Below are 12,770 nucleotides of genomic sequence, written 5' to 3'. Positions count from 1 at the left end.
CCCGAGAAAGATACTGCTGTCATGACTGACGTCGAGAACAAGCTCATCATCGGAACCGCCCCGGACTCCTGGGGCGTGTGGTTCGCCGATGACCCCAAGCAGACTCCGTGGGAACGGTTCCTGGACGAGGTGGCCGAATCGGGCTACAAGTGGATCGAACTTGGACCCTATGGCTACCTGCCCAACGATCCCACCCGGCTTGCCGAGGAACTCAAGGCCCGCGATCTGAAGGTCACCGCCGGAACGGTCTTCACGGCCTTCCACCGCGGTGCCGCACAGTACGAGGAAGCCTGGGAACCCGCCCGGAAGGTGGCCGAGTTGACGGCGGCCATGGGCGGCGAGCACATCGTGGTCATCCCCGCGATGTGGCGCGACGACGTCACCGGCGAGGCCGTGGAGAACGGCGAACTGAGCCACGAACAGTGGGCAGACCTCTTCGCCGGCCACAACCGCATGGGCAAGGTGCTGCTGGAGGACTTCGGCCTGAAGCAGCAGTTCCACTCGCATGCCGACTCGCATGTGGGGGGGCAGAAGGACATCGAAACCCTGCTGGGCGCCACGGATCCGCAGTACCTGAACCTTTGCCTGGACACGGGCCATGCGGAATACTGCGGGGCTTCCAGCCTGGACCTGATCAAGAACTACCCTGACCGCATCGGATACCTGCACTTGAAGCAGATCAACCCGGAGATCCTGGCCGAGGTCAACGAGAAGAACATGACGTGGGCCGCCGCCAACCTGGCCGGCGTCATGACGGAGCCGCCCAACGGCCTCCCGGACCTGCGCGCCGTGATCGAAGCAGTGGAAGGCCTGAACCGGCCGATCTTCGGCATCGTGGAACAGGACATGTACCCGGTGGCCTTCGACGTGCCGATGCCCATCGCCAAGCGAACCCGCAACTACCTCCTCTCCTGCGGCTCCCGCACGCGGGTCCAGTAGCACGCGTCAGCCAACCCAAGACTTAAGGACAGAGCAATGAGCAACATTCTCCGCGTCGCCGTCATCGGCGCAGGCCGCATGGGCGCCGACCACATCAAGCGCCTCAGCACGCGCATCCACGGCGCCGAGGTGGCCGCCGTCGTCGACGTCGACCTCGCCCGGGCGCAGGCCGCCATCGAAGGGATCGACGGCGCCGTGGCACTCACCAGCGCCGAAGAGGCCCTCAACAACGGCGACGTCAACGCAGTGCTGATCGCCACGCCGGGCTTCCTCCACGAGGAAATCCTCTACAAGGCCCTGGAGAAGGACTTCCCGATCCTCTGCGAAAAGCCGCTCACGCCTGACGCTGAAAGCGCATGGAAGGTTGTCCAGGCCGAAACGGCGCTGGGCCGCAAGCGCATCCAGGTCGGCTTCATGCGCCGCTTCGACGCCGAATACGCGGCTCTGAGTTCTGTGATCCGCGACGGCGAACTCGGCGAGCTGCTCATGCTCCACCACCAGCACCGCAACCCGAACACGCCCGAGGGCTTCACCAACGAGATGCTCATCAACGACTCCGTGGTGCACGAATTCGACGCCGTCCGCTTCTTCACCGGCGAGGAGATCACCTCCGTGCAGGTCCGCCTGGGCAAGGCAACCCGCAACGCCCCGAACGGCCAGCACGACCCCCAGCACGTGCTGCTGGAGACCGAGTCCGGCGTCCTGGCCGACGTCGAGATCTACGTCAACGCCAAGTTCGGTTACGAAGTGGCCACCCAGGCGTCCTTCGAAGACGGCATCGTGAACATCGGCGGCGACGGCGGCCCGTACATTCGCACCTCCGGCCGCTGGGGCGGCAAGGTCACCCCCGGCTTCGAGGACCGCTTCGGTGCGGCGTACGACGTCGAGGTCCAGGCCTGGGTGGACGCCGCCCGCCGCGGCGAAATCGGCGGCCCCACCGCGTGGGATGGCTACGCCACCGCAGCCTGCTGCGAGGCCGGCGTCGAGGCCCAGACGTCGGGCGAAAAGGTCAAGGTCCAGCTCAACACCAAACCGGACCTCTACAACTAGCAGCCCCTGCAAACCACAAGGCGGCCTGTCGGCAGCAGACCGGCGGGCCGCCTTTTTGCACGCACCATCGAAGTTTTCCAAACCACAAAGGAGTGACCATGAAAATCGCCCTGGACCCCACCCCGTTCCATCACAGCCACAGCCTGCTGGAATTTCCGCGCGTGGCCGCCGATCTCGGTTACAAGTACCTGCAGCTGACCCCGCATGCGGACATGATTCCCTTCTTCAACCACCCCAAGGCCGACGACGAGCTCGTGGCCCGGATGAACAAGGCCTGCAAGGATGCCGGCGTCGAAATCGCCTCTGTCCTTCCCGTGCTGCGCTGGTCCGGGCCGGATGAAGACGCCCGCGAGGCAGCCGTCCGCTACTGGAAGCGCGCCATCCAGATCGCGGTCGACCTCGGCGTCAGCACCATGAACACCGAGTTCAGCGGCCGCCCCGAAAAGGCCGAGGAATCCGAGCGTGCCTTCTACCGCTCCATGGAAGAGCTGCTGCCGATCATCGAGCGCGAAGGCCTGGACGTACTGATCGATCCTCACCCGGACGACTTTGTCGAGGACGGCCTCGCCGCCATCCGTGTCATCCGTGGCGTCAACTCGCCCAACATCGGCATGGTCTACGTGGCCTCGCACACCTTCCACATGGGCAACAAGCCGCTGGAGATCATGCGTGCGGCGGGGGACAAGCTGCGGCTGGTCCACGTCTCGGACACCATGGACCACCACGCCTCCCACGGGCTGCGCTACATCACCAACCCGCCCGGCAGCGCCGTGCGCGTGCACCAGCACCTGAAGATCGGCGACGGCGACGTCAATTGGGATGAGTTCTTCGGGGGGCTCAAGGAGATCGGCTTCCTGGACAAGGGCAACACGGTGATGGTGTCGAGCGTCTTCGCCGAGGACGAGAACGCAGAGGACGTGTCCCGCTACCAGCTGGAGACCATGCGCAGCTACATCGACAAGGTCCAGTAATGGCAACAGAGCAATCCGTGACGAGCCGCCTGACAGTCCATGCCCCGCAGCCCAACCTGGCCACGCCGGCCAACCCGAAGAAGTTCATGAGGAAGGTGGCGCTCTTCTCCACCTTCGGCGGACTGCTGTTCGGCTACGATACCGGCGTCATCAACGGCGCACTGCCGTTCATGCAGCGGGATCTGGGCCTGACGCCGCTCACCGAAGGGCTGGTCACGTCCACCCTTCTGTTCGGTGCGGCCTTCGGCGCCATCAGCGCAGGCCGCCTCTCGGACCGCTTCGGCAGGCGCAAAACCATCATGGGGCTGGCCCTGATCTTCGCCGTGGCCACCATCGCCTGCACCGTTTCACCGAACACGGAACTGCTCATCGCGGCCCGGACAATCCTGGGCCTGGCGGTCGGCGGCGCCTCTGTGATCGTTCCGGTGTATCTGGCGGAAATGTCGCCAGCGGCCCAGCGCGGCCGCATCGTCACCCAAAACGAGCTCATGATCGTCACAGGCCAGTTCCTGGCCTTTACGTTCAACGCTGTGCTCGGCAACGTCTTCCCCGAAGAAATGCACGTGTGGCGGTGGATGCTGGTGATCGCCACCCTGCCGGCCGTGGTCCTGTGGCTCGGGATGCTGGTCCTGCCGGAGAGCCCGCGCTGGCTGGCATCGGCCGGGCGTTTCGGGGCGGTCCTGGAGGTCCTGCGGAGCGCCCGCGCGGCCGGGGACGTCTCGGCCGAGTTCGACGAGGTGCGGCAGGCGGCCCGGGAGGACTACCAGTCCAGGCTCGGCACCTTCAAGGACCTCACCGTTCCGTGGATCCGCAGGATCTTCGTGGTGGGCCTGGGCATGGCGATCATCAACCAGATCAGCGGCGTCAACGCGATCATGTACTACGGGACGTCCATTCTGTCCTCGTCCGGATTCGGCGATCAAGGCGCCCTGATTGCGAACGTCCTCAACGGAGTCACCTCCGTGGTGGCCGTGATCGTGGGCATGTACCTGATGTCGCGGGTGCCCCGCAAGCCCATGCTGATCGTGGGGCTGTGCGGCACGGCCACATCCCTGACGGCAATCGCGCTCGTCTCCCTGGCCTTGCCGGAGAGCACCTTGCGCGGCTACCTTGTGCTGCTGTTCATGGTGACGTTCCTGGCTTCCATGCAGGGCTGCATCGGCACCGTCACGTGGCTGACCATGTCCGAAATCTTCCCCATGCACGTCCGCGGCATTGCCATGGGCATCTGCGTCTTCGTGCTGTGGATGGTCAACTTCCTGATTGGATTCTTCTTCCCGCAGTTGGTCGCGGGGATCGGTGTTTCCGCGACGTTCTTCATCTTCGTGGCACTGCAGTTGGGTGCCATTGTCTGGGTCAAGCGCTCGGTTCCGGAGACCAAGGACAAGTCCCTGGAAGAGCTGGAGCACCTGTTCAAGCAGCGCTCAGGCGTGTCCGCCTAAGGTGACGCAATGAACGCCCGACGCCGGCCGGCGTCGGGCGTCTTTGCCTCCCGCGGGCGCGGGGCCGGGGACGCTCTCTCACTTCCTGCAGGAAAATCACGATCCCTCTCTCACTCGGTGAGAGGGGATCCGGGAACGTGCAGGAGGTGAGAGAGGGTGCTAGAGGCGATCACCGCGTTTGCCAGCGCTCTGCGGCAGGCGGCCTTCAGGTCACCCACCAGAACTCGCCCATCGGTGCGCAAGGACGGCATGGAGGCAAGCCCGGCACGGAGGACTCTGAAAAGGTCTTGTTCACATACATGCGTGCATGTATGTTTTTGAGTAGGGATTCAATGATGAGGGGATCAAATGAAAACCCAATCAGCCGATCAGGTACGGCAGATCGACGTCATCGATCCGGTGGCAACCGCCCGCCCGCCCTACGATTACGCAGACACCTTCGAAGTTGGCTTACGCGAGCCGGAGCTGAAAGGAGCGGGCGTTGCCGGGACCGGACGTAAACCATGAGACGTGGGAGCGGCTGAGCGAGCTGGAACACGCCGACCGCCGTCGACCCACCCAGGCAGACCGCAAGGCGCGCAGTCGCAGCGCACTGCTCGAGTCGGCCGCGCGCGGGCTCTCCCGCTACGGCTACGCAAACCTCAAGCTCGAGCAGGTCGCCCAAGATGCCGGCTACACTCGCGGTGCCCTCTACCACCAATTCAAGGACAAGCAGGACCTCGTCCTGGCGGTGATTGATTGGGTTCTTCAGTCCATGCGGCAGGAATATTTTGCCCGCGCCGAGCAGGAGTCGGATCCCGTCACGGCGCTGCTCACCCTGGCGCGCGGACACGCCGTCTTCTGCAGGCGTGATATCGCGCGAATGGCTCTCGCGCTGCGGCTCGAATTCTCCGGACAGGACCACCCCGTCGGGCGCGAGATCGAGCGGAGTTACGAACTGCTCGTCCAGAGCTGTGTCCGCCTGATCGACGCCGGACGCCAGAACGGAACCGTCCCTCCCGGCCCGTCAACCAGAACCGTCGCCCTCGCATTCGTCGGTGCACTCGAAGGGACTGTGGCCGCAGTAGCCGGACTTGCCCCGCATGACGAACTACTCGCAGCCCGGGCCGTAGCCGGCGTACTCGGACTCGACCCCGTTGCCCTGACGCAGAACTGGATGAAAGACACCGGCAAGTGAAACTTCCGTAGTCAGCGACCACAATCCAAAGGAGTTGATCATGACCAGAGTGTCCGACAAGGCAATGAAAACGCGATCTGACAGGGGTCTACAAAGGAAATTCAACCTTACTGCGGCTGGCGGCTGGGTGGCGATTGCTGGCAGTGTGGTCCACTTGGTTCTGACGCCCATTTCGCGCGCGGAGGTTTGGGCGGACATCGTCGCTGCCGGGTGGTGGAACACGATTACGCTGCGGCCAAGTGCTGATCAACTACGGTTCGCCGAGGCGTTCTGGATCACCCCGGGCAGTTTCGCCGTGCCGCTGTTCGTGCTTGGGATCCTGGCGGTGCTTTCGGCCAGGAAGGGCCACCGGTTGCCGGCTGCGCTCGGCTGGATCCTGGCGATCTGGGGCATCCTGTGCGCAAGCCTCTTGCCTGTCTCGGGCGCATGGCTGTTCATCCTGGTCGGCGTCCTGTTCGTTGTCGGCGACCGTGTTCGGGTTCTTCGGCATTGACGCGTCGCTCACCATCAAATCCACCTCATACCTGCCTAGCTTTATCGGACAAATCCTCGGCTTCTCCGGTCTCGGCCAGAGGTGCCACGAACGAATGGAACGGCATTATGACTAACATCGGAAACGCCTACAACCCGGACGCGCTGTCCGTCGTCGAGTGCTTCTACGGTGCCCTCACGGCCAGGCAGCCCGCGAAACTCCTGAATGCATTGCACGACGACTTTGTCCTCACACTGAGCCCCGGGCTCCCTCTGCCTGGCGCCAGGGAACACCACGGCCGAGAGGCGGCAGTAGCCAACGTCTGGGGACGAATCCCCGGCTACGACTTCGCGCTGCGATGCGAGCCGGACCGGAAGATCGTCGTTGCCGACAACGAGGTCCTCGTGCTCGGGCACTACCGCGGCCACGGCTGGGAATCACCATTTGTCCACGTTCTGACGGTACGGGAAGGTAAATTGGCGACGCTTCGACAGATCACGGACACCCGATGCTGGCCCGAACCGCCGGCAGGCGGCAGCTAGCTCTTCCGAACCATGCGCCCGATGCCCGGGCCCCAAGGGTGAGCATCCTGACGTGCATGGATCACCACAAGATCAAAAATTGAGATGAGGTTCTCATGCATCTGACGAGCAACGGGCGACGCACACGCGCCGCCCCGTTGCCGTCTGTCACAGGCCTTTTGCAGGCCCTTTGGCTGGCTAGGCCGTGAGGTTCAGCGACGCGGAAAGAGCCGCGTCCGCATCCCGCAGCACCTTGGCTGCCACTTCGAGCCCTTCGATCCGGCCCAGGGAGACGTCCTCGTGCTCGATGTTGACCAGCATGTCCGGGTCCACCTCGTGCAGGGCGCGCAGGAACTCGGTCCAGTAGGCCGTGTCATGCCCGCGGCCCAGTGCCACGAAGTCCCAGGCCGAGTTTGTGGGCCATTCGTTGGCCCACTCGTCGCCGCCGAGGTTGGTGCGGTTTTCCTCCGGCGCGAGCCGGCGGAAGCTGTTGTCCAGGACGCCGTAGAGGGCGGCGTTCGCGGTGTTGACGCGGACGTCCTTGGCGGCGGCCTGGAAGACCAGGGGGCCGAGCTCGCGCACGACGGCGACGGGATCCATCTGCTGCCAGAACAGGTGGGAGGCATCCAGTTCGACGCCGACATGCGTTGCGCCGGTCAGCTCGATGAGTTTGTGGACATCCGCGGTGTTGAAGACGATGTTCTGCGGGTGCAGTTCCAGAGCCACCTTGACGCCGTGGTCCGCCGCGAGGCGGTCGGTCTCCTTCCAGAATTCCGCAGCCACGCCCCACTGGTAATCCAGCACATCGAGAGCGGCCGAGTTCCAGGCGTTGACCACCCAGTTGACGGTGGTGGCGCCGGGCTCCCCGCCGGGCAGGCCGGACATGGTCACCACACGGTTCTGGCCCAGCCGGTGCGCCAGCCGGATGGAGCGGCGAATGTCCTCCGCGTGCTTTTCGCCGATGTCGCGCTTGGGGTGGAGCGGGTTGCCGTTGCAGTTCAGGCCTGCAATGGAGACGCCCGTGCCCTCGAAGATCGCCAGGTAGTCGTCGCGGGCGGCGTCACTTTCCAGAATCTGGTCAAAGGTGGGGACGTGGACGGCGGGGAGGAATCCGCCGGTGTTGATCTCGATGCCCGTGAGGCCCAGATCGGCGATGACCTTCAATGCTTCGGGAAGCGGCCGGTCGTGCAGGATTGCGTTGTAGACGCCGAGCTTCACAGCGTGATCTTCTTTCCGTTGTTCAGGGCGGATTCCGTGACGGCGCCCAGGAGTTCCATGTTGCGCACGCCCTCGTCGAAGGTGGCACAACGGGGGAGCGAGTCTGCCTCGCTGAGGCCGGCGACCTCTTCGAGGAAAGCGCGCGCCTGGTAGCCGAACGCGTCGTTCTGGCCGAAGCCGACCTCGGGGGCATCCATGGCCAGGCCGCCGGCGATGTAGGGGTGGCCCGGGCCGAGGATGACCTGGCGGTAGCCGTTCTCATTGCCGGAGCCGTCATTGAGGAACAGCTGGATTTCGGCGGGGCGGCGCTGGTCGAACTTGGCGGCGCCGTTCTCGCAGAACACCTCGAAGTTGAGGCTGTTGGCGTGGCCGGCGGCAACGCGGGAGACCTCGAAGCTGCCCGCACCATTGGCGAACTCCGCATTGAAGGCGGCGTAGTCGTCATTCTCCACGGCCTCGAAGGTGTCGCTGACGGCGACGTGGTCGTGGCCCATGACGGCTGCGAGCGGCAGGGGACGCTTGCCGATCACGGTGCTGAGGTTGCCGCCGGTGATTGACTTGATGTCGCCACAGAGGAATTCGGAAATGTACGTCAGGTGGCTTCCGACGTCGGCGAGCGCACCGGATCCGGGGCCGCCCTTGTAACGCCAGCTCATGGGGGCCGAGGGGCTGAAGCCGTAGTCGGTCCAGTAGCGGCCGCTGAAGTGCAGGACATTGCCCAGGACGCCGGTGCGGATCAGATCCCGGATGTAGGCGATGCCCGGCGTGCGGCGGAACGTGAAGCCGATGCGGGCGATGCTTCCACGGGCCTCGGCTGAGCGGGCGGCCTCGGCCATGGCGCGGGCGTCTTCGATGGAGTCGCTCAGCGGCTTTTCGCACAGCACGTGCTTGCCGGCGGCCAGAAGGCCCTCCACCACCTCGCGGTGGAGGGAGTTGGCGATGACCACGCTGACGACGTCGATATCGTCGGCTTCCGCAATCGCCTGCCATGAGGTGTCATGGCGCTCGTAGCCAAAGCGGCGGGCGGCCAGGGAACCGAATTCGGCGTTGACGTCGCCGATCGAGACCAGGCGCACCGGCGGAAGTACGGGGCTGTAGAGAGCGGATGCCGTGCGGTAGGCGGCAGCGTGGGCCTTGCCGGCCATGCCTGCACCGATGACGGCGACGCCGAGGCTTTCAGCCATTGATTTCTCCTTTGAAATTTCGCCGCCGCGTGGGGCGCTGTGCGGCATTTTGTAGCGCTACAATTTTCTACGCTGAATCTGAGCGTAACTATGTATGTATGTCCTGTCAATCACTTTGCGGATATCCTCAAGGGCAGACATGAAAGGCGCCTCCATGACGTTGCACAGCCCCAAAGCACGACGCCCCACGATCTACGACGTAGCGAAGCGGGCAGGAGTCTCGCCGTCGTTGGTTTCGCTGGTGCTGCAGAACCCTATGAAGGTGAGCGACAAGCGCCGCGAGGCCGTCCAGGCGGCCATCTCGGAGCTGGGCTACCGCCCCAGCCGCGCAGCCACCACGCTCGCCAGCAGTCGGACGAAGAGCATCGGACTGGTCATTGATGACTACCGGAACCTGTGGTTCGTCGATCTGCTCAGGGGCATGGAATCGGTCCTCTCGGATCTCGGCTACCAGGTGATGCTGGCCGACTCGCGGCCCGGGGAGAACCGCATCAAGGAGGCGGTGGATGGCCTGCTGGCCATGCATGTTGACGGGCTGGTGATCGCTGCGGAGCCCAGCGAATCCATGCTCGCCAAAACCTGGGTCCCCACTGTGGTGGCCGGGTGGCGCAAGGGCGTCCCAGGCGGCGCGGACTTGATAACAAACGACGACGACGGCGGAGGCGGCATGGCCGCCAGCCACTTGCTGGGGCTGGGTCATACGCGTATCGGCCACCTCTCAGGGGCCGACGGCGCGTCAGCCCACCGGCGCGCGGGTTTCCGGCAGCGGGTGGAGGGGGCTGGCGTCGACGTTGTGATTGCCGAGTCCGAGGGCACGTCGGAGGAGGACGGCTACGCCGCCGCCTGCTGGCTGCTGGACCATCACCCGGAGACGACTGCCATCTTCGCGGCCAACGACACCATGGCGCTGGGTGCTTTTGCTGCCCTCAAGGCGCGTGGGCTCGCGGTTCCGGGGGACGTTTCCGTGATCGGCTATGACAATTCGCCGGTGGCCAAATCCCGCTACCTGGACATCACGTCCATCGACAACCGAAGCGACATTCTGGGCGTCGACGTTGCCCGCAGGCTGCTGGCGCGCATTGAGGACCCGGGCCTCGAACCGCAGCGCAAGCTCATCGAGCCGGTCCTCGTGGTCCGCAGCACCACGGCCCGCCCGGCATCCGCCCAATCCAAGTAAAAACATCCTAATGTCAGGACAAACTATTGACAAAGTGTGATGTGATTCACCATGATCTGAGTAGAGGGCCTTGAGCTCCTGCAGAGTGGCAGGGCCGCAACCCTTATCAAAGGAGATAGATCGTGATGAAGTTTTCCTGGCGAAAGGCGGCCCTTGTGGCGGCCGTCGTTCCCATGGTGGCCCTGAGTGCCTGTTCCAGCACGGGCGGCAGGCCGGCAGACGCCGGTGCGGGCGCTGGTGGTGGCCAGGTGGCCAGCACTGACCGGATCAAGATCGCGCTGATTACCCACGCGCCCCCCGGTGACACATTCTGGGACACCATTCGCAAGGGTGCAGAAGAAGCCGCAGCCAAGGACAATGTGGAACTGCTGTACACCAGTGACGCGGAAGCGGGACGCCAGGCCCAGCTGATCCAGCAGGCCGTGGACCAGAAGGTTGATGGTATCGCGGTCACGCTTGCCACCCCTGACGCGCTGAAGGATTCACTCAAGAAGGCCACCGAAGCAGGAATCCCGATTGTCAGCCTGAACGCCGGCGAATCGGTCTCCAAGCAGTTGGGCGCCTTTACACACTTCGGTTCCAACGAGAAGCTGGCCGGCGAGGCTGTGGGCGAACGGCTGGCTGCGGAAAACTACAAGCACCCCGTCTGCGTTATCCAGGCGCAGGGCCACGTAGGCCTTGAAGCCCGTTGTGCGGGTGTTAAGGCGAAGGTTCCTGGAACGGAAATCCTCTACGTCAACGGCGCTGACATGACCTCCGTGGAATCGACGGCAACCGCCAAGCTGCAGGCTTCCAAGGACGCCGACGTCATCATTGGACTCGGTGCTCCCATCACGCTGACGCTCATCAAGTCGGTGTCTACCGCTGGAAGCTCCGCCAAGGTGGCCAGCTTTGACCTGAACAAGGAACTGGCACAGAAGATCGCCGACGGAAGCGTCCTGTTCACCGTGGACCAGCAGCCGTGGCTGCAGGGTTACGGCGCCATCGACGCCATCTGGCAGAACAAACGTGGCGGTTTCAAGCTCGGTGGCGGTCAGTCCGTACTGACGGGTCCGGCCATCGTCGACAAGTCCAACGCGACCGACGTCCTGAAGTTCGCTGAGCAGGGTATCCGCTAGAACTGACTCGCCGGGCCCGGTGGGAACCGGGCCCGGCAGCAAGGAACATCATCATGACTCTCACCCCAACTGCCATCAAGCCAGGCGCAGCTGACGAGCGCGTTGGAAAACGCAACCCGCTCCAGAAGCTCCTGGGCCGTCCAGAGGTCGGCGCCCTTGTCGGCGCTGTCGTCCTCTTCATCTTCTTCGCGTCGGTCTCCCAGACCTTCATCCAGCCGAACGCTTTCGCGACCGTTCTCTACGGAAGCTCCACCATTGGCATCATGGCGGTGGGTGTTTCGCTGCTGATGATTGGTGGAGAGTTCGATCTCTCCACCGGCGTCGCCGTCATCACCTCGGCGCTCACCGCCTCCCTGTTCAGCTGGTACTTCACCACCAACGTGTGGGTAGGCGTGATCCTGGCCCTCGTCGTGTCCTTGAGCGTAGGCCTGATCAATGGCTGGATCCTGGTCAAGACCAAGCTCCCCAGCTTCATCGTGACTTTGGCATCGTTCCTGATGCTGACCGGCCTGAACCTGGGTCTCACCCGCCTGATCGGCGGCTCCGTTTCCTCGCCGTCGATTTCCAACATGGACGGCTTCGAATCAGCCCGTGCCGTGTTTGCTTCGTCGGTGCCCATCGGCGACGTCGAAGTCAAGATCACGGTGTTCATCTGGATCGCCCTGGTGGCCGTGGCCTCCTGGGTGCTGCTCCGGACCAAGGTGGGCAACTGGATCTTCGCCGTGGGCGGGGACGCCAATGCGGCCCGCGCCGTCGGTGTTCCGGTGACCAGGACCAAGATTGGCCTGTTCATGGCTGTTGGTTTCTGCGGCTGGATCCTGGGCATGCACAACCTGTTCGCGTTTGACTCGGTCCAGTCCGGTGAAGGTGTGGGCAACGAGTTCCTCTACATCATCGCCGCGGTCATCGGTGGCTGCCTGTTGACCGGTGGCTACGGTTCGGCCGTGGGCGGCGCCATCGGCGCGTTCATCTTCGGCATGGCCAACAAGGGCATCGTGTACGCACAATGGAATCCAGACTGGTTCAAGTTCTTCCTGGGCCTGATGCTTTTGCTGGCCACCATCGTGAACTTGATCGTCAAGCGCCGAGCAGAGCTCAAGTAAGGGACCGGAACAATGAATGCACAACAGATTGACCAGCAGACCCTGCTCAGGGATGAAAAGGATCCGCTGACCCACACCCCCGTGCACCTGCTCTCGCTGGACGGGGTGGGCAAGCACTATGGCAACATCATCGCCCTGCGAGACGTCACCATGGCCGTGGACAACGGCCGGGTCACCTGCGTGCTGGGCGACAACGGCGCCGGCAAGTCCACCCTGATCAAGATCATCGCCGGCCTGCACCAGCATGACGCCGGGGTCCTGAACATCATGGGCGAGGAACGGAAATTTGCTTCCCCGCGTGAGGCGCTCGATGCCGGGATCGCCACGGTCTACCAGGACCTGGCGGTGGTTCCGCTGATGCCGATCTGGCGGAACTTCTTCCTCGGCTCCGAGCTGAC

The 12,770-nt window shown here is 64.0% G+C and carries 14 protein-coding genes; 12 read left to right on the top strand and 2 right to left on the bottom strand.

Annotation, left to right across the window (positions count from 1 at the left end; genetic code table 11):
- Positions 1–21: 21 nt before the first annotated feature.
- The 8 genes from J1902_RS05780 (at position 22) to J1902_RS05745 (ending at position 6,593) form a co-directional block, all read left to right on the top strand.
- The gene (locus J1902_RS05780; protein ID WP_207615307.1) at positions 22–939 is read left to right on the top strand and encodes a sugar phosphate isomerase/epimerase family protein; all 918 of its coding nucleotides are present in this window, start codon (positions 22–24) and stop codon (positions 937–939) included.
- A gap of 36 nt (positions 940–975) precedes the next feature.
- Positions 976–1,989 (top strand): Gfo/Idh/MocA family protein, encoded by a 1,014-nt coding sequence (locus tag J1902_RS05775; RefSeq protein WP_207615306.1) that lies wholly within the window; start codon positions 976–978, stop codon positions 1,987–1,989.
- 98 nt (positions 1,990–2,087) lie between these two features.
- Positions 2,088–2,960, top strand: coding sequence for a sugar phosphate isomerase/epimerase family protein (locus tag J1902_RS05770; protein WP_207615305.1), 873 nt, complete (start codon positions 2,088–2,090; stop codon positions 2,958–2,960).
- Positions 2,960–4,402 (top strand): sugar porter family MFS transporter, encoded by a 1,443-nt coding sequence (locus J1902_RS05765; protein WP_278253599.1) that lies wholly within the window; start codon positions 2,960–2,962, stop codon positions 4,400–4,402. Before J1902_RS05770 ends, J1902_RS05765 begins: the two co-directional genes overlap by 1 nt.
- A 348-nt stretch (positions 4,403–4,750) precedes the next feature.
- Positions 4,751–4,909, top strand: coding sequence for a hypothetical protein (locus J1902_RS05760; RefSeq protein ID WP_207615304.1), 159 nt, complete (start codon positions 4,751–4,753; stop codon positions 4,907–4,909).
- The gene (locus J1902_RS05755) at positions 4,884–5,579 is read left to right on the top strand and encodes a TetR/AcrR family transcriptional regulator (RefSeq protein WP_207615303.1); all 696 of its coding nucleotides are present in this window, start codon (positions 4,884–4,886) and stop codon (positions 5,577–5,579) included. The genes J1902_RS05760 and J1902_RS05755 overlap by 26 nt, the downstream gene beginning before the upstream one ends.
- Before the next feature lie 40 nt (positions 5,580–5,619).
- Positions 5,620–6,072 (top strand): DUF6463 family protein, encoded by a 453-nt coding sequence (locus J1902_RS05750; RefSeq protein WP_207615302.1) that lies wholly within the window; start codon positions 5,620–5,622, stop codon positions 6,070–6,072.
- A gap of 107 nt (positions 6,073–6,179) precedes the next feature.
- Positions 6,180–6,593, top strand: coding sequence for a nuclear transport factor 2 family protein (locus J1902_RS05745; RefSeq protein ID WP_207615301.1), 414 nt, complete (start codon positions 6,180–6,182; stop codon positions 6,591–6,593).
- A 177-nt stretch (positions 6,594–6,770) separates the two neighbouring features.
- Here the strand turns inward: J1902_RS05745 and J1902_RS05740 are convergent, their stop codons facing one another.
- Entirely contained in the window at positions 6,771–7,790 is a 1,020-nt protein-coding gene (locus tag J1902_RS05740) for a sugar phosphate isomerase/epimerase family protein (protein ID WP_207615300.1), read from the bottom strand.
- Positions 7,787–8,974, bottom strand: coding sequence for a Gfo/Idh/MocA family protein (locus J1902_RS05735; protein WP_207615299.1), 1,188 nt, complete (start codon positions 8,972–8,974; stop codon positions 7,787–7,789). Before J1902_RS05735 ends, J1902_RS05740 begins: the two co-directional genes overlap by 4 nt.
- 154 nt (positions 8,975–9,128) lie before the next feature.
- Between J1902_RS05735 and J1902_RS05730 the strand changes: the two genes are divergently transcribed.
- From J1902_RS05730 to J1902_RS05715, 4 genes are all read left to right on the top strand, one after another.
- Entirely contained in the window at positions 9,129–10,151 is a 1,023-nt protein-coding gene (locus J1902_RS05730) for a LacI family DNA-binding transcriptional regulator (protein ID WP_207615298.1), read from the top strand.
- Positions 10,152–10,273: 122 nt separating this feature from the next.
- A complete protein-coding gene (locus J1902_RS05725) occupies positions 10,274–11,269 on the top strand; it encodes a substrate-binding domain-containing protein (RefSeq protein ID WP_207615297.1) in 996 nt (331 codons plus the stop codon).
- Between the two features lie 53 nt (positions 11,270–11,322).
- Positions 11,323–12,372 (top strand): ABC transporter permease, encoded by a 1,050-nt coding sequence (locus J1902_RS05720; protein WP_207615296.1) that lies wholly within the window; start codon positions 11,323–11,325, stop codon positions 12,370–12,372.
- Between the two features lie 12 nt (positions 12,373–12,384).
- A partial coding sequence (locus tag J1902_RS05715) for an ATP-binding cassette domain-containing protein (RefSeq protein WP_207615295.1) occupies positions 12,385–12,770 on the top strand: 386 nt, incomplete at its 3' end.

The sequence above is a fragment of the Arthrobacter cavernae genome, assembly GCF_017368795.1.
Classification (GTDB): Bacteria; Actinomycetota; Actinomycetes; order Actinomycetales; family Micrococcaceae; genus Arthrobacter; species Arthrobacter cavernae.
This window is presented reverse-complemented; position numbering and strand designations above follow the sequence as displayed.